Here is a 19,700-nt window from a genome sequence, read left to right as displayed (position 1 = left end):
GGGCCGACGCCCGTCAGATCATTCCCGGGCTACCGGGCGTCGCGGCCCGTCAGCGCGAGCAGCCGCACCTGGAGGGGGGCGTCCTCCGCGACCGGGACGGGCGACGCGAACAGGCCGCTGGCCTCGAGCGTGTCCTTCTGCGGGGCGAAGACCGTCCACGTGGCCTGCACGAGCTCGTCGTCGATGCGCTCGTCGGCGCCGGTGGCGCGCGCCAGGTCCCAGCCGTGGATCACCACGTCGGACAGCTGCTCGCGGAGGTACTCGCGGGCGGGCACCCGGTCGCTCGACAGCACGACGGGCCGCTCTGGGTCGGCGGCGCCCCAGGCCGCCAGCGCCTCGCGGGAGTAGCGGCCCCACTCGGCGACGAGGTCGTCGTCCAGCTCGCGGATGAGCGGCTTGCCGGTCTCGGCCGTGTGGCCGGCGAGGAGGAGCGGCACCCACTGCTGCTCCTCGATGACGTGCGCCACGAGCTCGCGGACGTCCCACTCGACGTCCGGCGTCGGGGCCGTCCAGTCGGTGACGGCTCCCAGCCGGTCGGCGAAGCCGCTGTGCGCGCGGCGGAGGAGGTCATGCCAGTCGAGGTCGGTGTCCATGGTCGCGCTCCCGTCGGTGGTGTCCCGGGGGAACGTCCGCGGCGGGCGCGCGCATTCCCCGGGTGCCGACGACCGGGCGTCCCCCGCGTGGCGCGGGTCAGGCCGGGGGCTGCCGGGCGGCGGAGAACTGGTGGCGGGGCGCGCGGAGGGCGCGGAACGGATCCGTGCCCGCGAGCCCCTGCAGCCCCGGCGCGAGCACCCCCAGCACCCCCACGACGGCGAGGAGCACGACGATGAGGCGGGGCCAGCCCGAGGCGACCGTGTGCACCACGGCCATGGGCTCCAGCAGGTTCACGCCGATGAGGAAGACCGTCGCGGAGACGGCGAGCGACATGGCCGCGCCGTCCGCGATGCCGACCACGGCGAGGATCACGAGCACCCACAGGCCGTACCAGGGGTAGACCACGGGCGACATGGCGACGATGCAGGCGAAGGCGAGCGCCAGGCGCGCCTCCCCCGACAGCGTGCGCTTCGTGAGGATGCACCAGGCCGCTCCCGCGAACCCGAGGAGGATGCCCGCGGTCTTGATCCCGCCCTCGACCGCGTCGCCCGGGCCGCCGAGCAGGTCCACCAGGGGTCCGAACGCGCCTGCGGCCAGGCCGAACGGCATGAACCACGAGACGACCGACACGGGGCTCGACAGCGCGGAGATCCAGCCGAGGCCCACGCCGAGCACCTCGCCGGCGAGCGTGAGGAGGCCCATCGCCGCGATGCCGGACGCGGTCCACGCGGCCCAGACCCGCGGGTCGCGCGTGGGCGGGCGGAGGCCGGGGACGCCTCCCGCCGACCCGTCGACGGCCACGCCCTCGGGCGCCCGGTCGTCGACGCGGCGGGCGCGCATCTCCGCGTGCACGATGGCGACGATCGGCAGGGCGAGCAGCGCGATCGGCTTGACGGCCACCGCCGCGGTGACGAGCACCACGGCGAGCACGGGGCGGGAGTCGATCGCGGCGAGGATGCCGGCCATGAGCAGGCCCATCATGAGCGCGTCGTTGTGGGCCGCGACCACGAAGTTGAAGATCACGAGGGGGCTGGCCGCGAGGAACCACACGGCGCGCACCGGGTCGATGCGCCGGCGGCGGGCGATGCGGAGCCCGCACGCGACCATGAGGACGACGCCGGCGACCGCGACCAGGCGCGCGCCGAGGACGGCCGCCTCGATCCCGACGGCCGTGTCGATCCCGCCGAGGACGCGCTCGACGGCGAGGAAGAGGGGGCCGTAGGGCGCCGGGTTGTGCGCCCACAGCGGGTCGACGCCGGTGTTCCGCCAGTCGGAGAGCACCGCGGGGCCGTGCTCGTAGGGAGACAGGCCGGCCCCGAGCACGCGGCCCTGGGCGATGTACGAGTAGACGTCGCGGCTGAACAGCGGGACGCTCACGAGAAGCGGCGCGGTCCAGAGGGCCGCGAGCCGGAGGGTGGCGCGGAGGGCGCCGGCGCCGAGGCGCGGGAGCAGGGCGCCGAGCAGGAGCCAGGCGGCGATCATCATCACGCCGCCGATGACGACGGCGGCCGACGCGATGCCCGTGGCGACGGGTGACACCCGCAGCCCGCCGAGGGGCGGCAGGCGCGACAGCTCCGACTGGGCGGGAGCGTGGCCGACCACGAACGACGCGACGAGCAGCAGGAGCGAGCCGCCGAGGCCGACGAGCGCCGGCAGCATCAGCGGATGCCGGCCGAGCCCGCTCGGATCCCGCCCCTCCGGCCGGAGGGGACGGACGGGTGCCCCCTCGACCATGGCGCGCGCTCCGGTCCGGCGGGTCAGCGACGCGCGGTGCGGGCCACGGCCCAGACCACGCCGCCCACCACGACGACGGCGCCCACCCCGACGGCGACGAGGAGCAGCGGGTCCTCGTCGGCCGTGCGGCGGATGCGGCGGCGGAGGTCGGCGATGCCGTCCTTCGCGCGGCGGCGGACGTTCAGCTTCGCCTCGAGGGCGTCCAGCGTCGCCGCGATCTCCTCGCGCGTGTGCTGGATGTCGAGCTTCAGCTCGGTGCGGGAGCGGGGTCCCTGGGGGCGGGGTCGGTCAGTGGTCATACTTGCCGGTCCCCTTCACCGCGTCCACGTCCTCCTTGAGGCTGTCGACGGTCTCCTCGGGCGTGGGCGGCACGCCCTTCTTGAGCCAGCGGATGCCGAGCAGCGCCAGCACCACCGTGATGAGGAGGAAGACGCCCGCGACGATGAGCGCGGAGAGCCACGGCGAGAACGCCTCGGACAGCCCGAGGATCGCGGCGGCGACGAGCACCAGGAACGCGATGAACGCGAAGAACAGGGCCACGACGAGGAAGCCGGCACCGATCCCCGCGTGCTTGAGCTTGGAGACGAGCTCGTTCTTGAACGACTCGATCTCGTCCTTGATCAGCTTGACGATGAGCGTCGGCAGGTCGGCGACGAGCCGGACGAGCGAGCGCTTGCTCTTCGGATTGAGATCCTGATCCGTCATGCGGGGTTCCCTCCTGGGGATGGGCGGGCGGGTCAGCGGGTGGTGCCGGAGCCGTGGGGCTCGGGCGAGGCGGGGTCCATCGTCGGGTAGTGCGAGGAGCCGCTGCTGGAGGGGGTGGAGCCGTTCGAGGAGTCCTTCTTGCCGCCGGTGACGGTGCCGACGACCTTCTTGGCGCCGCCCACGACCGCGTGCGCGACGTCGGGGGTGTGGTCCTTCACGAAGCCGGCCGCGTTGTCGACCTGGCGCTGGACCTTCGGGTCGTCCCAGACCTTCTTGGCGTTCGTGCGGATCTGCTCGTAGCGCTTGCGTCCGGCGCGGGCGCCGAGGACGTAGCCGACACCGGCTCCGGCGACGAAGAGAAGCTTGCCTTTCATGGGAGATCTCCGATCGTTGAGGGGGCACGTGCAGCACACGTCCGTTCAGCGTATCCCCCTGGCGCACCGGCGTGGTCGGGGGCGGCGGGGCCGTCGCCGACCGGCCACGGGGCCCGTCCCGGACCCGTCACCGCGCGAGGACGCGGTCGGCGGCCGCGACCGCGTCGGCCACGACGGAGGCGAGCCCGGTGCCCGCGACGGCGGATCCGGTGATCTCGAGGCCCGGGTGCTCGGCCGCCTCGTCACGCACGGCCTGCACGCGCTCGCGGTGCCCGGAGGCGGCGAACGGGAGGGCGTTGGTCCATCGCACGCGGGCGGACCCGGTGACACGGCCGGCGAGGTCGACCCCGAGGAGGGCGGACGCGTCGCGCACGGCGATGGCCGTGAGCTCGTCGTCCGGGACGCCGGCGGTGTCGTCGTCGCCGCCGGCCCGCCCGTAGGAGAGGCGGAGCACGTGCCGGTCGCCCGCCAGCTCCTTCAGCCACGGCCACTTCGCGGTGGCGTGCGTGAGGGCCTTCGCGCGGATCCCCGGGGCGTCGGCCGAGACGAGCACGCCCGTGCCGCGCGGGGCCGCGTCGAGCTCCGGGGCGCGGACGACCAGCGTCACGAGCTCGACGGACGACGGCTCGGGCCACCCCTCGGTGACGGTGCGGGGCGCGAGGCCGGTGAACAGGCGCAGGAGCGCGGCGGCGGGGATGGCGAGCACCACGCCGCCGGCGTCGATGCCACGGCCGTCGGCGAGCTCGACGTGCCAGTCGTCGGACGCGGCCGCGCCCTCGTGCGAGCGGTGGCGGTGCACCGACTCGACGGCGAGCGACGTGCGGACGTCGACGCCCAGGCGCTCCAGGTCGGCGACGAGCGCGTCGACGAGCAGGTGCACCCCGCCGGAGATCCCGCTCACGGCGGATCCCGCGGGCGAGGCCGCGCGCATGGACGCGACCGCGCGGCCCAGCGAGCCCTGCTCCGCGAGGCCCGCGCGGAGGCCGGGCGCGACGGAGTCGGCGTCGACCTCGTCGGGGTGGGCGCTGTGCACGCCGGAGACGATGGGGGCGACGAGCCGGTCGACGACGCGGTCGCCCATCCGGGCGCGGACGAGGCCGCCGAGCGTGCGCTCCTTGGCGCCGATCGCGGCGGGGAGCACGAGGTCGGCCTTGGCGCGGGCGACGCCGGCGCGGCCGATGGCGGTGACGATGGTGGCGTCGAACGGGTGCGCGGGGATCCCGAGCAGGCCCGTGCGCGGCAGCTGGATGGCGCGCTCGGCGAGCTGCACCCACGCGCCGTCCGGGTTCGGCTGCACGATGCGGTCCGCCAGGCCGAGCTCGCGCAGGTAGGCGGCGACGGTGCCGCGGCGGGTGGCGAAGCTCTCGGCGCCGCTGTCGAGGCGGAGGCCGTCGACCACGTGGGATCCGACGGTGCCGCCGAGCGCGGGCGACGCCTCCACGAGGATCACCCGCTGGCCGGCGAGCGCGCACGCGCGGGCGGCGATGAGGCCGCCCACGCCGCCGCCGACGACCACGACGTCGGTCGGGTCGACCTCGCCGGCCGCCTGCCGCGGGTCGCTAGCCACGGACGAGGTCCACGATGCGGGTGAGCACGGTCGGGTCCGTCTCGGGCGGCACGCCGTGGCCGAGGTTGAGGACGTGGGCGGGCGCCGCCTTCCCGCGCTCGAGCACGTCGCGCACGTGCGCCTCGAGGATCGGCCACGGCGCCGCCAGGAGCGCCGGGTCGACGTTGCCCTGGACGGGCGTGGACCCGCCGAGCCGGCGCGACGCCTCGTCGAGCGGGATGCGCCAGTCGACGCCCACCGTGTCGACGCCCACGTCGCGCATGGCGCCGAGGAGCTCGCCGGTGCCGACGCCGAAGTGGACGAGCGGGACGGTGCGGCCGTCGGCCGCCGTGATCGTGCGCACGTGGTCGAGCGCGAGGGCGGACGCCGGGGCGACGCGCTGGGTGTAGTCGGCGAGCGAGAGGCCGCCCGCCCACGAGTCGAAGAGCTGCGCGGCGGAGGCGCCGGCCATGACCTGCGCGTGCAGGAAGACGCCCGTGATCTCGGCGCACCAGCGCATGAGGGCGTCCCAGGCGTCGGGATCCGCGTGCATGAGGCCGCGCGCCGCGATGTGGTCCTTGCTCGGCCCGCCCTCCACGAGGTACGCGGCGAGCGTGAACGGGGCGCCCGCGAAGCCGATGAGCGGGGTGTCGCCGAGCTCGGCGACCGTGCGCGCGACGGCCTGGCGGACGGGCTCGAGGGCGGCCGGGTCCAGCGACGGCAGCGCGGCGACGTCGGCGGCGGTGCGCACGGGCTTCTCGAGCACGGGGCCGCGGCCCGGGACGATGTCGACGCCCACGCCCGCGAGCTTGAGCGGGATGACGATGTCGCTGAAGAAGATGCCCGCGTCCACGTGGTGGCGGCGCACCGGCTGCAGCGTGATCTCGCTGGCCATCTCCGGGTCGAGGCACGCGTCGAGCATGCGGGTGCCCACGCGCAGCTCGCGGTACTCGGGCAGCGACCGTCCGGCCTGCCGCATGAACCACACGGGGGCGCGGTCCCCGCGGTGTCCGCGGTACGCCTCGACGAGCAGCGACGACGCGGTGCGGGTGTTGAGCGGGTGCTCCGCGGGGAGCGGGACGGCGGCGGAGGCGGGCGCGGAAGGGGGCGAGGAGGGCGTGATCACGGGGGAGATCATCGCATCCCCCGCCTGCGCGCGGGCTCCGCTGGGGAGGGGAACCAGGGTCGGGCGCCGCTAGTCAGGGTGCCCTCACCGGGCCCGAGCACCCGGCCGGGAGGCTTACCATGGAGCGTGCTCATATGTCTGACGGCGAGTCATCACAACGCCAGCTTCGAGGTCCTCGAGAAGCTGTCCGTGGCCGCACCCTCCGTCGCCGGCACGCTCATGGAGCGGAACGACTTCATCGCGGGGGCCGTCGTCCTCGCCACCTGCAACCGCTTCGAGGCCTACCTCGACGTGGAGGAGCCCCTCACCGCGGCCCGCGCCCTCGCCGTCGAGGCGACGGTCGACGTCGTCAGCGGCGCCAGCGGGATCGCCCGGGACGACGTCCGCGGCAGCGTCGACGTGAAGTGCGGCGACGCGGTCGCCGAGCACCTCTTCGCCGTCTCCTCCGGCCTCGAGTCCGTCGTCGTCGGCGAGGGCGAGATCGCGGGCCAGGTCCGCCGCGCCCTCGAGGGCGCCCGCACGGGCGGCACCACCAGCACGGGCCTCGAGCGCCTCTTCCAGACCGCGTCCAACACCTCGCGCGGCGTCAAGACCCGCACCGGCCTGCAGAGCGCCGGGCGCTCCATGGTCCGCCTCGCGCTCGACCTCGCCGAGAGCCGCATCGCCGACTGGTCGGCCACGCGCGTCCTCCTCGTCGGCACGGGCGCCTACGCCGGGGCGAGCCTCGCGGCCCTCCGCGACCGCGGCGTCGTCGACGTGCACGTCTACTCCCCCTCCGGCCGCGCGCGGAAGTTCGCCGGCCCGCACGGGATCCCCGCCGTCGAGGGCCGCGACCTGCTCAAGGCGCTGGCCGCGTCGGACGTCGTCGTCACCTGCAGCACCGCGCCCGCCGCCGTGCTCGCCGCGCACCACATGCAGGGCGCGGCCGCCGTCTCGGGCGACGGGCGCCGCCGCCTCGTCATCGACCTCGGGCTCCCGCGCAACGTGGACCCGGACGTGGTCACCGTCGCGGGCGTCGAGCTGCTCGACCTCGAGACCATCTCCCTGCACGCGCCGCTGCGCGACCTCACCGCCACGGACGACGCCCGCGAGATCGTCAGCACCGCCGCCGCCGAGTTCCGCGCCGCGAGCGCCGAGGACGCGGTCGCCCCCGCGGTCGTGGCGCTCCGCACCCACATCTTCGACGTCCTCGAGGGCGAGCTGGAGCGCGTGCGCAAGCGCGGCGACTCCTCGGAGGCGACCGAGAAGGCGCTCCGCCACCTCGTGAGCGTCCTCGTGCACCAGCCGTCCGTCCGCGCCCGCGAGCTCGCCCGCCAGGGCGAGGGCGCCCGCGTGGTGGATGCGGTGCAGGCGCTCTTCGGCCTCGACGTGGAGCTGCCCGCCGCGGTCTCCTCCCCCGTCGCCGTCGCCCTGCCGCGTACGGCCGAGGCGGGCTCGGCGTCGTGAGGCCCCGCATCCTCCGCGGCCCGCGCCTCGACGCGCCGCTCAGGATGACCGAGCCGGTGCGCACCGAGCGCCTGGTGATCCGGCCCTACACGGCCGACGACCTCGACGACTACGCCGACATCCAGCGCCGGCCCGACGTGGTCCAGTACATGTTCTGGCCGATCCGCGACCGCGAGGCCTCCCAGCGCCACCTGGCCTCCCGCCGCCGGCAGACCCGCCTCGAGCAGAGCCACGACTTCCTCGGGCTCGCGGTCGAGCTCCCCGGCGAGCCCAGCCTGAACGCGCGGGCGGGATCCGGCCGCGTCATCGGCGACGTCTCCCTCCTCCTCCGCAACGCCGCGTCCAGGCAGCTCGAGGTGGGCTGGGTCATGAACCCGGACTTCGCCGGCAAGGGCTACGCCACCGAGGCCAGCCGCGCCATGCTCGACATCGCCTTCCAGCGCGCGGGCGCCCACCGCGTCCTCGCGCAGCTCGACGCCCGCAACACCTCGTCCGCGCGCATGGCCGAGCGCCTCGGCATGCGCCTGGAGGGCCGCTTCCGCGAGGAGCACCTCGTGAAGGGCGAGTGGGTCGACAGCCTCTACTACGCGGTGCTGGCCGACGAGTGGGCGGCGATGACGCCCGCCGCGACCTGACCCGGGATCCCCCGTGGACAGCGACCTGCCCGCGCTCGACCCGGTCGAGGTGCGCGGTCCCCTCCGCACCGCGCGGCTCGTGCTGCGCCCCTTCACCCCGGACGACGTGGTCGCCGTCGACGCCTACGCCGCCGCCCCGGGAGCGCGGCCGCACCTGGCCGGATCCGCGACCGACCCGGCGCGCATGCTCGCCCACCGCCTCGGCTGGACGCGCCTGGCCGCCGTGGGCGACCGGCTCGCGCTCGCGATCGAGCTGCCCGCGGCGGGCCCGCGTCCGGCGCGCGTGGTCGGCGAGGTGCACCTCCTCCTGCGCGACCCGGGCGCCCGGCAGGCGGAGCTCGGCGTCGTGCTGCACGAGGACGCGCGCGGCGCGGGGCTCGCCGCCGAGGCCGCCGACCGGGTCCTCGAGCTCGCGTTCGCCGAGGCGGGCGTGCACCGCGTCGCCTGCCGGGTCGACGCCGCCGACGCGACCGCGCTCGGGCTGGCCGAGCGCCTCGGCATGCGGCGGGAGGCGCTCCTCGTGCACGACCGATGGGATCGCGGAGCCTGGGCAGATACCGTGGTCGTCGCGCTGCTCGACGTGGAGTGGGCGGCTCGGAAGAGCCTCGACGGACTGTAGGAGGACCGCGTGACATCGACCCCCGACCCCGCCGGCCGAGCGGTCGTCCCCGTCCTCGACGACGACGACGATGACGACCTCGACGAGCCCGACGGGACGGATCCGCTCGTCGCCGCCGCCCGACGCCGCACCGCCGAGGAGCGCCCGCTGCGGGTCGCCGCGCTGGCGCTCATCCGCGACCGGCGCGTCCTGATGGTGCGCGTCGCGGGGCAGGACGTCCTCTACCTGCCCGGCGGGAAGATCGAGCCCGGCGAGGGAGCGCGGCAGGCGCTCGTGCGCGAGGCGTCCGAGGAGGTCGGCCTCGACATCGACCCCGCGAGCATCGAGGACCTCTTCACGGTGCTGGCCGAGGCGCACGGCGTGCACGAGGGCCGGCTCGTGAGCATGACGGTCTACCGCGCGGAGCCGCGTGCGGGGACGCGACAGGAGCCCGTGGCGTCGGGCGAGGTGGCCGAGGTCGAGCTCGTGGGATCCGCGGACGCGGACCGCTGCCCGCCCGCCGGTCAGGAGGCGTTGGAGCGCCTCGTGGCGCTCCGGCTCATCGACTGACGGCGTCGTCCCCGGGGGCGGGCGGCGCGGCGTCGGCGGCGTCCGCCCGGGATCCGCGTGCGAGCTCCGCCGCGCGGGTCGCCCGCACCTTGCGCCGCTGGTCGACGAACGCGACGAGCGCCACCAGGGTCGCGATGCCGCCGGCGACGAGCGTCCCCGTCACCTCGCCGACGCCGTCGACCTGCACGGCGGCCACGAGGATCGCGATGGTGAAGGCCGCCATGACGACGCCGACCGCGAGGAGGAGCCAGGACAGGAGGCCCTTCGCGCGGGCGTCGGGGGTGCGGGTGGCCATGCGACCATCCTCCCACGGCGGACGCGGGGCCCCCGGGCGGCACCCGGCCGTGCGTCCGGTGGGAGCGGGGTGACGACGGGCGCTCGTGGGCGTAGCGTCGGAGACGTCCCATCCACCGAACGAAGGAGCGCGAATGAGTGCAGACGACAAGGCCCAGAACACCGGCGAGAAGCTCGCGGGGAAGGCCGAGGAGGCCTTCGGGAAGCTGACCGGCGACGACAGCAAGGTCGCCGAAGGCGAAGCGAAGCAGGCCGGGGCAAGCGCCAAGCAGGCCGGCGAGAACGTGAAGGACGTCTTCAAGAAGTAGGACTTCGGGAGGGACGTCCCTCCTCGAGAGGCGAGGGGCCGGGTGCCGAGCATCCGGCCCCTCGTCATGCCCGCTCGGCGTCCGCGGCGATCAGGCGAGCGGATCCGCGTCGGCCAGCGCCCGGAGCGCCCGCCGGTCGGGCTTCCCGGACGGCAGGGTCGGGAGCGCGGGGATGCCGCGCACGGCGGCGGAGCCCGCGACCCGGCCGAGGCGCCCCGCGAGATCGCGGCGCACGCGCTCCGCGAGCTCCGGGTCGACGGATCCGGGCGCGAACACGACCGGCCGCTGCCCCCAGCCCGCGTGCTCACCGGGCACGACGACGGCCTCCCCGAGGCCCGGGTGCCAGGCGGCCAGCGACCGCACCGCCTCCTCCACCGCGGCCAGCCGCAGCTTCTCGCCGCCCGAGATGACCACGTCGTCGAGCCGCCCGGTGATGCGCATCACGCCGTCGACCAGCTCGCCGCCGTCCCCCGTGCGGTACCAGCGGCGGCCGTCGTGCTCGCCGAACGCGGCGTCGGTCGCGGCCGGATCCCCGAGGTAGCCCTCCGCGAGCATGGGTCCCGCGAGCTCCACGTGGCCGTCGATGACGGCGACCTCGGCCGTCGCGACCGGCACGCCGTCGTAGACGCAGCCGCCGGCGGTCTCGCTGGATCCGTAGGTGCGCACCACGCGCCACCCCAGCGCGGCCGCGCGGTCGACCAGGTGCGGCGGGGTGGCCTGGCCGCCGACGAGGATCGCGTCGAGGCGTCGGACGGCGTCGCGGATCCACCGGGCGTCGGCGTCAGCGTCAGCGGGGCGGTCGCCGCCCTCCGCCGCCTCGACCAGCCGGTGCAGCTGCGTCGGCACGAGCGAGGTGTAGCGCGCGAGCCGGGCGTCCAGCGATGCCGCGAGCTCCGCGAACGCGCGCGGGTCGAAGCTGCCCGGCGCGAGGACCGCCGGCGCCGTGCCCGCGGCGATGGAGCGCACGAGCACCTGCAGGCCCGCGATGTAGTGGGTGGGCAGCGCGAGGATCCACTGCCCCGGCGCCCCGAGCGCCGTCTGCGACGCGGCGGCGCTCGCCAGCAGCGCGTCCGACGAGAGCGCGACGCGCTTCGGCCGCGAGGTGGTGCCCGACGTCTCGACCACCAGCGCGACCCGGCGCTCCACCTCGGCGGGCGGCGGCGGATCCCCGGCCGCGGCGGGTGCATCGAGCGGACGGGCGAGCAACGCCGGGCCGTCTCCCGCGAGCGCCGCGCGGAGGAGCGGGAGCACGTCGGCACCCGAGGCGGTCAGCCGCTCGAGGCGCCTCACGGGAGCGCAACCGCGCGGATCAGAACTGCCACGGGAACGGCGACCAGTCGGGCGCGCGCTTCTCGAGGAAGGAGTCGCGCCCCTCGACGGCCTCGTCGGTGCCGTAGGCGAGGCGCGTGGCCTCGCCCGCGAACACCTGCTGGCCGACCATGCCGTCGTCCACCGCGTTGAAGGCGTACTTGAGCATGCGGATCGCGGTGGGCGACTTGCCGAGGATCGTCTCGGCCCACTCCAGAGCGGTCGCCTCCAGCTCGGCGTGCGGCACGACGCGGTTCACGGCGCCCATCTCGTACATGCGCTGGGCGCTGTGCTCCTCCGCGAGGAAGAACACCTCGCGCGCGGCCTTCTGGCCGACCTGGCGGGCGAAGTACGCGGATCCGTACCCGCCGTCGAACGAGCCGACGTCCGCGTCGGTCTGCTTGAAGCGGCCGTGCTCGGCGGAGGCGATCGTGAGGTCGCAGACCACGTGCAGCGAGTGCCCGCCGCCGGCCGCCCAGCCGGGGACGACCGCGATGACGACCTTCGGCATGAAGCGGATCAGCCGCTGCACCTCGAGGATGTGGAGGCGACCGGCTCGCGTCGGGTCGACGCCCTCCGCGGTCTCGCCCTCGCCGTACTTGTAGCCGTCGCGCCCGCGGATCCGCTGGTCGCCGCCGCTGCAGAACGCCCATCCGCCGTCCTTCGGGCTCGGGCCGTTGCCGGTGAGGAGCACCACGCCGATGCGCGGATCCTGCCGGGCGTCGTCGAGCGCCTGGTGGAGCTCGTCGACCGTGCGCGGGCGGAACGCGTTCCGCACCTCCGGCCGGTCGAACGCGATGCGCGCGATGCGCCCCGTGAGGTCGTGGTGGTACGTGATGTCGGTGAAGCCCTCCGCGAGGGGGACGTCGCGCCAGCGGGTGGGATCGTGGATGTCGGAGACCTGCTTCACCATGCGTCCAGCCTAGGCGGCGCCCCGCTCACCGCCCGCGGGTGCGAGGCTGGATCCATGCTCCCCGCCCTGGACGACCTGCTCGCCACCGCCCGCGTCGTCGCCCTCCCCCTCCGCACGCGCTTCCGCGGCCTCGACGTGCGCGAGGCAGCTCTGTTCGAGGGCCCGCTCGGGTGGACCGAGTTCTCGCCGTTCGTCGAGTACGACGACGCCGAGTCCGCCGCCTGGCTCGAGGCCGCGGTCGACTTCGGCTGGACGGAGCCGCCCGCCCGCTCGCGCGACCACGTGCTCGTGAACGCGACGATCCCCGCGGTCGAGGCGTCGCGCGTGGCCGAGGTGCTCGCCCGCTTCCCCGGCTGCCGCACCGCGAAGGTCAAGGTCGCCGAGCGCGGCACGACGCTCGCGGACGACGTGGCGCGCGTCGCCGAGGTCCGCCGCCTGCTGGGTCCCGAGGGCCGCGTGCGCGTCGACGCGAACGCGGCCTGGAACGTGGACGAGGCCGAGCACGCGATCCACGCCCTCGCCGAGCACGACCTCGAGTACGTGGAGCAGCCGTGCGCGAGCGTGGAGGAGCTGGCGGAGCTGCGGGAGCGGATCCGGCACCTCGGGGTGCCCGTCGCCGCCGACGAGAGCGTGCGCAAGGCCGACGACCCGCTGCGGGTGGCGCGGGCCGGCGCGGCCGACCTCCTCGTGATCAAGGCCCAGCCGCTCGGCGGGACCCACCGCGCGCTGCGCATCACGCAGGACGCGGGCCTGCCGGTGGTCGTCTCGAGCGCGCTGGACACCAGCGTCGGCATCTCCATGGCCGCGCACCTCGCCGCGGCGATCCCCGACCTGCCGTACGACTGCGGCCTCGGCACGGTCTCGCTCTTCGTCGAGGACGTCACGGCCGACCCGCTCGTGCCGGTCGACGGCCGGATCCCCGTGCGTCGCGTGACGCCGGACCCGCGCCTGCTCGACGCCCACGCCGCGGACGCCGAGCGCCGCGACTGGTGGCTCGACCGGATCCGCCGCACGCACGCCCTGCTCGCCCGCGCCTGACGCAGCGGGCGCGGCGCGGGCCGGGCGGCCGGACGCCTACAGCCCGCTGTAGGTGTGCAGGCCCTTGAAGAACACGTTCACGACGCCGAAGTTGAACATGACGGCGGAGAACCCGATGATGGCCAGCCACGCCGAGCGCGATCCGCGCCAGCCGCGCGTGGCCCGCGCGTGGATGTACCCGGCGTAGAGCACCCAGATGATGAAGGTCCAGACCTCCTTGGTGTCCCAGCCCCAGTAGCGGCCCCACGCGCGCTCGGCCCAGATGGCGCCGGCCATGAGCGTGAAGGTCCAGAAGATGAAGCCCACGATGTTGAGGCGGTAGGCCATCGACTCGAGCGTGACGGAGTCGGGCAGCGTCGCGAGGAAGCGCATCTTCGCGGCCTGCGCGTCGGCCGCGAGCGACTCGCGCCGGAACTGCAGGAGCTGCACGCCGGAGAGCGCGAAGGCCAGGGCGAAGAACCCCGTGCCGAGCGCGGCGACGAAGACGTGGATCACGAGCCAATACGACTGCAGCGACGGCGGCAGGGGCGCCACCTCGACGCGGTACTGCACGACGGCGATGCCCAGCAGGATGAGGATGAGCCCGGTGACGAACGTGCCGAGGAAGCGGAGGTCGCGGCGCGTGAGCACGATGAGGTAGACGCTGAGGATGAGCAGCGTGCCCGTCATGGCGAACTCGTACATGTTGGCCCACGGCACGCGCGAGGCGGCGAGGCCGCGGAGCACGGTGGCCACCGCGTGCGCGACGAAGCCGACGACGAGCAGCACCATGGCGACGTTGAGGCTGATCGAGCGGCCGGCGGCGACGGGCGCGTCCGGCCCGGTGGCGCGATCCCGGCCCGACGACCCGGGCTCGCGCTCGAGGGTGGCGGTGCCGCCGCGTCGCGCGGCGGTGGCGCCGACCGCGGAGGGCTGGCGGGCCGCGGCGGTGGCCGCGTCGGCGACGAGCGCCGAGCGGCGCGCGAGGTCGAGGGCGAACGCGATGAACGCGGCCGCGTAGAGCCCCATCGCGACGAGGAGCGCGATGAGGGAGACGTCGTCGAGCATGGCCGTGTTCACGAGTCGAGCCTAACTTCTGCATCGGACACCGCAGCAGGCGCGAGGCCCGCCACGTGCTTGTCGGCCAGGGCCGCGACGGCGGCCTCCAGCGTGGGGTCCTCGCCGCGGGCGAGCCCGGCGTACTCGAGGGTGGTGGATCCGTCCGCCTGCGGCACCGCCTTCACCCACACGCGCCGGCGCGGCACGAAGAGGGAGGTGAGCAGCCCGCCGAGCACGAGGATCGCGAACAGCAGCACCCAGCCCTGCGTCGGGTCGTGGTGGACGTCGAAGGAGACGAAGCGCGGGACGGAGTCGAGGCTCACGGTGCCGAGGCCGTCGGGCAGGTCCACCGTCTGGCCGGGGGCCAGCTCGATGGACGCGACGCCCGTCTTGCCGCCCGTGAGCTGCGTGAGGTTCCCGGTGTCCAGCGTGTAGACCGAGGTCGGCACGCCGCCGTCGATCCCGAGGTCGCCCGTGTACACGTTGAGCGTCAGCAGCGGGTTGTCGAGGTCGGGGTACGAGGAGAAGAACGGCGCCTTCTCCGCGCCCTGCGTGGGGTAGAAGAAGCCGAGCATGCCGACCTGCTCGCGCAGGCCGTCGGGCACCTTGACGACGCCGAGCGAGGTGAGCTTCGCGTCCTGCGGGAGGAACGGCACGTCGGCGCTGTAGACGCTGTTCCCCTCGGGATCCCGCACCGTCACGTGCGGCGCGTAGCCGTTGCCGAGCAGGTACATGTCGGTGCCGCCGATGGCGAGCGGGTCGTTGACCTTCACCTCGCGGTCCTGCGGCTGGCCGCCCGGCACGTCGGCGGTCACGTCGGCCGTGAAGTCGAGCGGCTGGCCGATGGCGTTCGGGTTCTCCTGCTCGTACTGCACGTGCAGCGCGTTCAGCTTCACGCGGTACGGGGTGAGCGCCGAGTCGTCGAAGAACCGGCCGGGGTTGAACGAGTCGAAGGTCGACAGCGTGTTGACGAACGACTGGCCCTCCACGAGCACCTTCTGCCCCGAGTAGCCGAAGCCGCCGCCGATCCCGACGGTGATGAGGATGCCCACGAGCGCCGAGTGGAACACGAGGTTGCCGGTCTCGCGCAGGTAGCCCCGCTCGGCCGAGACGGAGAGCACCCCGCCCGCCGCCGACGCGTCGTCGACGAGGAGCGTGCGGTACCGCTGGCGCTTGAGCAGCGCGCGCGCCTGGCGGATGGCGTCGACGGGATCCGCGGACGTCGTGCGCGTGGTGTACCCGGCGAGGCGCGAGAGGCGCGCGGGCGTCTTGGGCGGCGCCTGCCGGAGCGCGTCGAGGTGGTGCTTGGCGCGCGGCACGACGCAGCCGATGAGGCTGATGAACAGCAGCAGGTAGATGGAGGAGAACCACACCGAGCTGTAGGTGTCGAACACCTGGAGCTTGTCGAGGATCGGGTACAGGTCGGGGTTGTCCGCGCGGTACTGCGTGACGCCGTTCGGGTCGGAGCTGCGCTGCGGCACGAGCGATCCGGGGATGGCGGCGAACGCGAGCAGCAGCAGGAGGAACAGCGCCGTCCGCATGCTCGTCAGCTGCCGCCAGAACCAGCGCAGGGTGCCGAGGAACCCGAGCTTGGGCTGCACGATGGGCGCACCGTCGGCGGACGACGGACGCGGCGCCTGCCGGGGCGAGTCGACGTGGTCAGATGGCCGGGACATACGTGGCGATCACCCCCTGGAGCTGGAGCATCCACGCCGACCAGATGCCGGAGACCATGAGCACGCCGATGAGGACGAGGAGCGCTCCTCCGACGAGGTTCACGGTGCGGATGTGACGGCGGAGGAACCCGACGGTGCGCGTCATCCAGCCGAGGCCGAGGGCCACGAGGAGGAAGGGCACGCCGAGCCCGATGCAGTAGGCGACGCCGAGCAGCACGCCGCGGCCCGCGTCGGCCGAGGTGAGGCTCATGGAGATGACGACCGCGAGGGTCGGGCCGATGCAGGGCGCCCAGCCGATGCCGAACACGATCCCCAGGAGCGGCGCGCCCGCGAGCCCCGTCGCCGGACGCCACGAGCTCTTGACCTGCCGCTGGAGGAAGCCGAGCCGGCCGGTGAAGACGAGCCCCATGACGATGAGGACGACCCCGAGGATGCGGGTGATGAGGTCCTGCCAGCGCAGGAGCCAGAACCCGGCGGTGGCCGAGACGAGCGTGGTCACGATGAAGACCGCGGAGAATCCGAGCACGAAGAGCGCGGTGCCGAGGAGCAGGCGACGACGCGTCGCGGATCCGCCCCGCGCCTCGGCCATGCCGCCGATGTACCCGAGGTAGCCCGGAACGAGCGGCAGCACGCAGGGCGACGCGAACGAGACCAGGCCCGCGAGCAGGGCCAGGGGCACCGCGACGAGGAGCTGGCCGGAGAGGGCGCTCTGGATCTGGTCCACCTAGCCCGCCGGCTCCGCGACCGTGTCGGAGACGAGCGTGCGGAGCACCCCGGGGTCGATCTGCCCGAGCACCCGCGACGCGACGCGTCCCTGGCGGTCGAGCACGATGGTGGCGGGCACGGCGTTCGGCGCGATGGTGCCGGCGAACGCGAGCTGCATGGACGTGTCCTCGACGTCGAGGACGGACGGGTAGGTGATGCCGTAGGTCTTGTCGAAGGAGTCGACGTTCGGCCGCCGGTCGCGGGTGTTCACCCCGAGGAACCGCACGCCCTCGGGCGCGTGCTCCTCGCTCGCGGCCTGCAGGTCCTTCGCCTCGAGGCGGCACGGCGGGCACTCGGCGTACCAGAAGTTGAGGACCGTCACGGAGCCGCGGTAGTCGGCGGACGAGATCTCGGTGCCGTCGGCGAGCGTGCCCGAGAAGTCGACGGGGGCGTCGCGGTCGGCGAGCGGGACCTCGGTGAAGGTGCCGTCGCCGGCGATGTAGCGCTCGTTGTTGCCGCTGCGGTACTGGGCGGCGAGCGGATCCTCCGCGCAGCCCGCGAGGACGACGGCGGCGAGCGCCGCGGTCGCGGCGACGCCGAGGAGGCGGCGCGGGCGGCGGACGCGGGGCATCACACGGCCCCCTGGTCGACCGCGAGGTCGGACAGGCCGGCCGCCGCGTCGATGTAGCCCGTCTCGACGAAGCGGTCGCCGACGCGCTCGACCGTGGTGATGCTCGAGAGCGCGCAGCGGCGCTGGCGCGGGTCGTGGAAGAGGCGCTCGCCCGCGAGGGAGAGGTGCACCATCCAGATGGGCAGCTGGTGGCTCACGATGACCACGTCGCCGTCGGGCACCGAGCGGTGCGCCGCCTTCACGGCCTCGGCCATGCGCGCGGCGATGGACCGGTAGGACTCACCCCAGCTCGGGCGGATGGGGTCGACGACGAGCGGCCAGAGCCGCGGCGAGCGCGCGAGGCGCGCAGGAGAGGGGAAGCGGGATCCCTCGAAGCGGTTGGTGGGCTCGATGACCCGCTCGTCGGTCGTGACCTCGAGGGCGAAGCGCTCGGCCCACGGGGCGGCGGACTCCTGCGCGCGCTGCAGCGGCGACGCGATGACGCGGTTGACCGGAGCGCCCTCCTCCTCGAGCGCGCGGGCGGCGGCGTCGGCCATGCGGTGGCCGAGCTCGGAGAGGCCGTATCCCGGGATGCGTCCGTAGAGGACTCCGTGCGGGTTGTGCACCTCGCCGTGACGGACGAGATGGATTCGTGAGGCGACCACGCGACAAGTGTAGGTGGCGTGCAGATGTACAACCGCCGAGCAAAGCGCGCAACCCCCTGCGCGAATCGTTAGCCCGCAATACGATTGTGCGCACCGGCGGGGGCCGTGCTCTCGCGACCGACTCCGGCCGGATGTTACGTGCGTATACGAACGTTTGGGCCCCAAAGGAATCGCACGCTAAGTTAGGTGCTCGAGGTCGTGATCCGGCCTCCCGGCGAGAGCCCCGTGGACCACGGGACCTCGCAGAGACCCCCGTCCGACGGGCGCGGGCCCGCATGACGATGCCGTCCGGGACGGCGCGGAAGGAACGGGCACCATGACGATGACACCGACCAGGCCCACGGCCACCGACAGCACCAGCGACGCCGCCCTCGACCAGGTCGAGACGATCGGACCGGTCGATCCCTACGCGGACTCCGACCTCCCCGAGCCGTCGCTCGTCACCCCCGGTGCCAGCACCGACGCCGTCAAGGACTACCTGCGCCAGATCGGCCGCGTGCCGCTGCTCACCGCCGAGCTCGAGGTGAGCGTCGCCCGCCGCATCGAGGTGGGCGTGCTGTCGCAGGAGGTCCTCGACACCCGCACCGACCTCACCGCGTCCGAGCGCCGCGAGTACCAGACGCTCGCCCAGGACGGGATGCGCGCCAAGCAGCACCTCGTCAACGCGAACCTGCGCCTCGTCGTCAGCATCGCCAAGCGCTACACGGGCCGCGGCCTGCCGTTCCTGGACCTCATCCAGGAGGGCAACATGGGCCTCGTGCGGGCGGTCGAGAAGTTCGACTACCAGGCCGGCTTCAAGTTCTCGACCTACGCGTCGTGGTGGATCAAGCAGTCTATCACCCGCGGCATGGCCGACACGAGCCGCACCATCCGCATCCCCGTGCACACGGTGGAGCACATCAACCGCATCAACGCCGTGCAGCGCGAGCTCGCGGTGGAGCTCGGGCGCGACCCCTCCATGGAGGAGATCGCACGCGAGTCGGACACCCCCGTCACGAAGGTGCGCTACCTCCTCGACCGCGCGCAGGAGCCCATGTCGCTGCAGGTCCTCGTGGGCGGCAGCGGCGGCGACGGCGACACCGAGATGGCCGACCTCATCGAGGACGCGGACGTCACGCAGCCCATCGACGTCGTGACGCAGCAGCTCATGGCCGCGCACGTCACGCGCCTCATCGACGGGCTCGCCGAGCGCGACGCCGAGGTCGTGCGGATGCGCTTCGGCCTCGCCGGGCTCGAGCCGCGCTCGCTCGCGTTCGTGAGCCAGCAGCTGGGCGTGACGCGGGAGCGCGTGCGCCAGATCGAGAAGAAGGTGCTCGCCAAGCTGCGCATCCCGGAGCTGGAGACGTACATCCGCGGCTGATCCGCCGCATCCCGGAGGGGCCGTCCCCGCACGTCGCGGGTGGCCCCTCCGTCGTCCGCCGGCGCTCGGACGGTGGCAGGATCCCCGCGATCCTGCGGATCCGCCCGGAACTGCGCCCACTAGTCGTTAGTGCGCATACAGTCGAGGTCCACCCGGACGGGTGGCGTCGCGGCGCGCATCCACGTCGGCGACGACAGCATGCGGCTCGACGACGAGCCGCGAGGAGGAGGAGCCATGGCTCTCACGCAGACCGCACCCGGTCAGACCGACATCCCCGGCATCAGCTGGTCCCCCGTCGCCGCTGGACTCTGGGTCGCCCGCCGCGGCGACGAGTTCGCGGGCATGTCCGAGGAGAGGTGGGGCGTGGGCTTCCACGTCACCGACCGCCTCGGACGCGACGTCGGGGACTTCCCCACGCTGCAGGAGGCGCGCGGCGCGCTGGGCTGACCCGCACGGC

At 74.3% G+C, this 19,700-nt stretch carries 23 protein-coding genes; 8 read left to right on the top strand and 15 right to left on the bottom strand.

From position 1 onward, the window contains the following. Positions 1–29: 29 nt before the first annotated feature. The 7 genes from AES38_RS02415 to hemE form a co-directional block, all read right to left on the bottom strand. Positions 30–593, bottom strand: a complete 564-nt coding sequence (locus tag AES38_RS02415; RefSeq protein ID WP_053773623.1) for a TIGR03086 family metal-binding protein — start codon at positions 591–593, stop codon at positions 30–32. 97 nt (positions 594–690) lie between these two features. Further along, positions 691–2,253 (bottom strand): polyprenol phosphomannose-dependent alpha 1,6 mannosyltransferase MptB, encoded by a 1,563-nt coding sequence (gene mptB, locus AES38_RS02410; RefSeq protein ID WP_256998842.1) that lies wholly within the window; start codon positions 2,251–2,253, stop codon positions 691–693. Between the two features lie 98 nt (positions 2,254–2,351). After that, positions 2,352–2,627 (bottom strand): DUF3618 domain-containing protein, encoded by a 276-nt coding sequence (locus AES38_RS02405; RefSeq protein WP_053773621.1) that lies wholly within the window; start codon positions 2,625–2,627, stop codon positions 2,352–2,354. Then, positions 2,617–3,033, bottom strand: a complete 417-nt coding sequence (locus AES38_RS02400; RefSeq protein ID WP_053773620.1) for a phage holin family protein — start codon at positions 3,031–3,033, stop codon at positions 2,617–2,619. The genes AES38_RS02405 and AES38_RS02400 overlap by 11 nt, the downstream gene beginning before the upstream one ends. Before the next feature lie 32 nt (positions 3,034–3,065). After that, positions 3,066–3,407, bottom strand: coding sequence for a hypothetical protein (locus tag AES38_RS02395; protein ID WP_053773619.1), 342 nt, complete (start codon positions 3,405–3,407; stop codon positions 3,066–3,068). A gap of 127 nt (positions 3,408–3,534) precedes the next feature. After that, positions 3,535–4,974, bottom strand: a complete 1,440-nt coding sequence (hemG, locus tag AES38_RS02390; protein ID WP_053773618.1) for a protoporphyrinogen oxidase — start codon at positions 4,972–4,974, stop codon at positions 3,535–3,537. Then, positions 4,967–6,091 carry a uroporphyrinogen decarboxylase gene (hemE, locus tag AES38_RS02385; RefSeq protein WP_053773617.1) on the bottom strand — a complete coding sequence of 375 codons (1,125 nt, stop codon included), beginning with the start codon at positions 6,089–6,091 and terminating at the stop codon, positions 4,967–4,969. The genes hemG and hemE overlap by 8 nt, the downstream gene beginning before the upstream one ends. 114 nt (positions 6,092–6,205) lie before the next feature. Here hemE and AES38_RS02380 point away from each other — a divergent pair, with 114 nt between their 5' ends. From AES38_RS02380 to AES38_RS02365, 4 genes are read left to right on the top strand one after another with little or no spacing between them, the layout of a single operon-like run. Continuing rightward, positions 6,206–7,525, top strand: a complete 1,320-nt coding sequence (locus AES38_RS02380) for a glutamyl-tRNA reductase (protein WP_053773616.1) — start codon at positions 6,206–6,208, stop codon at positions 7,523–7,525. Then, positions 7,522–8,160, top strand: coding sequence for a GNAT family N-acetyltransferase (locus AES38_RS02375; RefSeq protein ID WP_256998841.1), 639 nt, complete (start codon positions 7,522–7,524; stop codon positions 8,158–8,160). Before AES38_RS02380 ends, AES38_RS02375 begins: the two co-directional genes overlap by 4 nt. A 13-nt stretch (positions 8,161–8,173) precedes the next feature. Beyond that, the gene (locus tag AES38_RS02370) at positions 8,174–8,779 is read left to right on the top strand and encodes a GNAT family N-acetyltransferase (protein WP_053773615.1); all 606 of its coding nucleotides are present in this window, start codon (positions 8,174–8,176) and stop codon (positions 8,777–8,779) included. 9 nt (positions 8,780–8,788) lie between these two features. Continuing rightward, complete coding sequence (locus AES38_RS02365) at positions 8,789–9,328, top strand: NUDIX hydrolase (protein WP_081001824.1); 540 nt, start codon at positions 8,789–8,791, stop codon at positions 9,326–9,328. Here AES38_RS02365 and AES38_RS02360 read toward each other — a convergent pair. Next, the gene (locus tag AES38_RS02360; RefSeq protein ID WP_053773614.1) at positions 9,318–9,623 is read right to left on the bottom strand and encodes a hypothetical protein; all 306 of its coding nucleotides are present in this window, start codon (positions 9,621–9,623) and stop codon (positions 9,318–9,320) included. The two genes, AES38_RS02365 and AES38_RS02360, sit on opposite strands and share 11 nt — an antisense overlap. Positions 9,624–9,756: 133 nt before the next feature. Here AES38_RS02360 and AES38_RS02355 point away from each other — a divergent pair, with 133 nt between their 5' ends. After that, positions 9,757–9,930 carry a CsbD family protein gene (locus AES38_RS02355; RefSeq protein ID WP_015489305.1) on the top strand — a complete coding sequence of 58 codons (174 nt, stop codon included), beginning with the start codon at positions 9,757–9,759 and terminating at the stop codon, positions 9,928–9,930. A gap of 90 nt (positions 9,931–10,020) precedes the next feature. Here AES38_RS02355 and AES38_RS02350 read toward each other — a convergent pair whose 3' ends face one another. Continuing rightward, positions 10,021–11,220 (bottom strand): AMP-binding protein, encoded by a 1,200-nt coding sequence (locus AES38_RS02350; RefSeq protein ID WP_072174601.1) that lies wholly within the window; start codon positions 11,218–11,220, stop codon positions 10,021–10,023. A gap of 19 nt (positions 11,221–11,239) precedes the next feature. Continuing rightward, complete coding sequence (locus tag AES38_RS02345) at positions 11,240–12,151, bottom strand: 1,4-dihydroxy-2-naphthoyl-CoA synthase (protein ID WP_053773613.1); 912 nt, start codon at positions 12,149–12,151, stop codon at positions 11,240–11,242. A 54-nt stretch (positions 12,152–12,205) separates the two neighbouring features. Between AES38_RS02345 and AES38_RS02340 the strand changes: the two genes are divergently transcribed. Continuing rightward, positions 12,206–13,189 (top strand): o-succinylbenzoate synthase, encoded by a 984-nt coding sequence (locus tag AES38_RS02340; protein ID WP_053773612.1) that lies wholly within the window; start codon positions 12,206–12,208, stop codon positions 13,187–13,189. Between the two features lie 36 nt (positions 13,190–13,225). On the opposite strand, the gene ccsB is transcribed toward AES38_RS02340, so the two are convergent. The 5 genes from ccsB to AES38_RS02315 are packed head-to-tail and all read right to left on the bottom strand — an operon-like array spanning position 13,226 to position 17,883. Continuing rightward, positions 13,226–14,248, bottom strand: coding sequence for a c-type cytochrome biogenesis protein CcsB (gene ccsB, locus AES38_RS02335; RefSeq protein ID WP_053773611.1), 1,023 nt, complete (start codon positions 14,246–14,248; stop codon positions 13,226–13,228). After that, a complete protein-coding gene (gene resB, locus AES38_RS02330; protein WP_053773610.1) occupies positions 14,245–15,903 on the bottom strand; it encodes a cytochrome c biogenesis protein ResB in 1,659 nt (552 codons plus the stop codon). The genes ccsB and resB overlap by 4 nt, the downstream gene beginning before the upstream one ends. Continuing rightward, positions 15,887–16,627, bottom strand: coding sequence for a cytochrome c biogenesis CcdA family protein (locus tag AES38_RS02325; RefSeq protein ID WP_053773609.1), 741 nt, complete (start codon positions 16,625–16,627; stop codon positions 15,887–15,889). The genes resB and AES38_RS02325 overlap by 17 nt, the downstream gene beginning before the upstream one ends. Then, positions 16,628–17,239, bottom strand: coding sequence for a TlpA family protein disulfide reductase (locus AES38_RS02320; RefSeq protein ID WP_053775624.1), 612 nt, complete (start codon positions 17,237–17,239; stop codon positions 16,628–16,630). Beyond that, entirely contained in the window at positions 17,239–17,883 is a 645-nt protein-coding gene (locus AES38_RS02315) for a histidine phosphatase family protein (protein ID WP_053773608.1), read from the bottom strand. The genes AES38_RS02320 and AES38_RS02315 overlap by 1 nt, the downstream gene beginning before the upstream one ends. A gap of 316 nt (positions 17,884–18,199) precedes the next feature. Between AES38_RS02315 and AES38_RS02310 the strand changes: the two genes are divergently transcribed. Then, positions 18,200–19,243, top strand: a complete 1,044-nt coding sequence (locus AES38_RS02310; RefSeq protein WP_053773607.1) for a sigma-70 family RNA polymerase sigma factor — start codon at positions 18,200–18,202, stop codon at positions 19,241–19,243. Positions 19,244–19,477: 234 nt separating this feature from the next. Beyond that, positions 19,478–19,690, top strand: a complete 213-nt coding sequence (locus AES38_RS02305; RefSeq protein WP_043671664.1) for a hypothetical protein — start codon at positions 19,478–19,480, stop codon at positions 19,688–19,690. Positions 19,691–19,700 lie beyond the last annotated feature (10 nt).

The organism is Clavibacter capsici (assembly GCF_001280205.1).
In the GTDB taxonomy this organism is placed as follows: Bacteria; Actinomycetota; Actinomycetes; order Actinomycetales; family Microbacteriaceae; genus Clavibacter; species Clavibacter capsici.
This window is presented reverse-complemented; position numbering and strand designations above follow the sequence as displayed.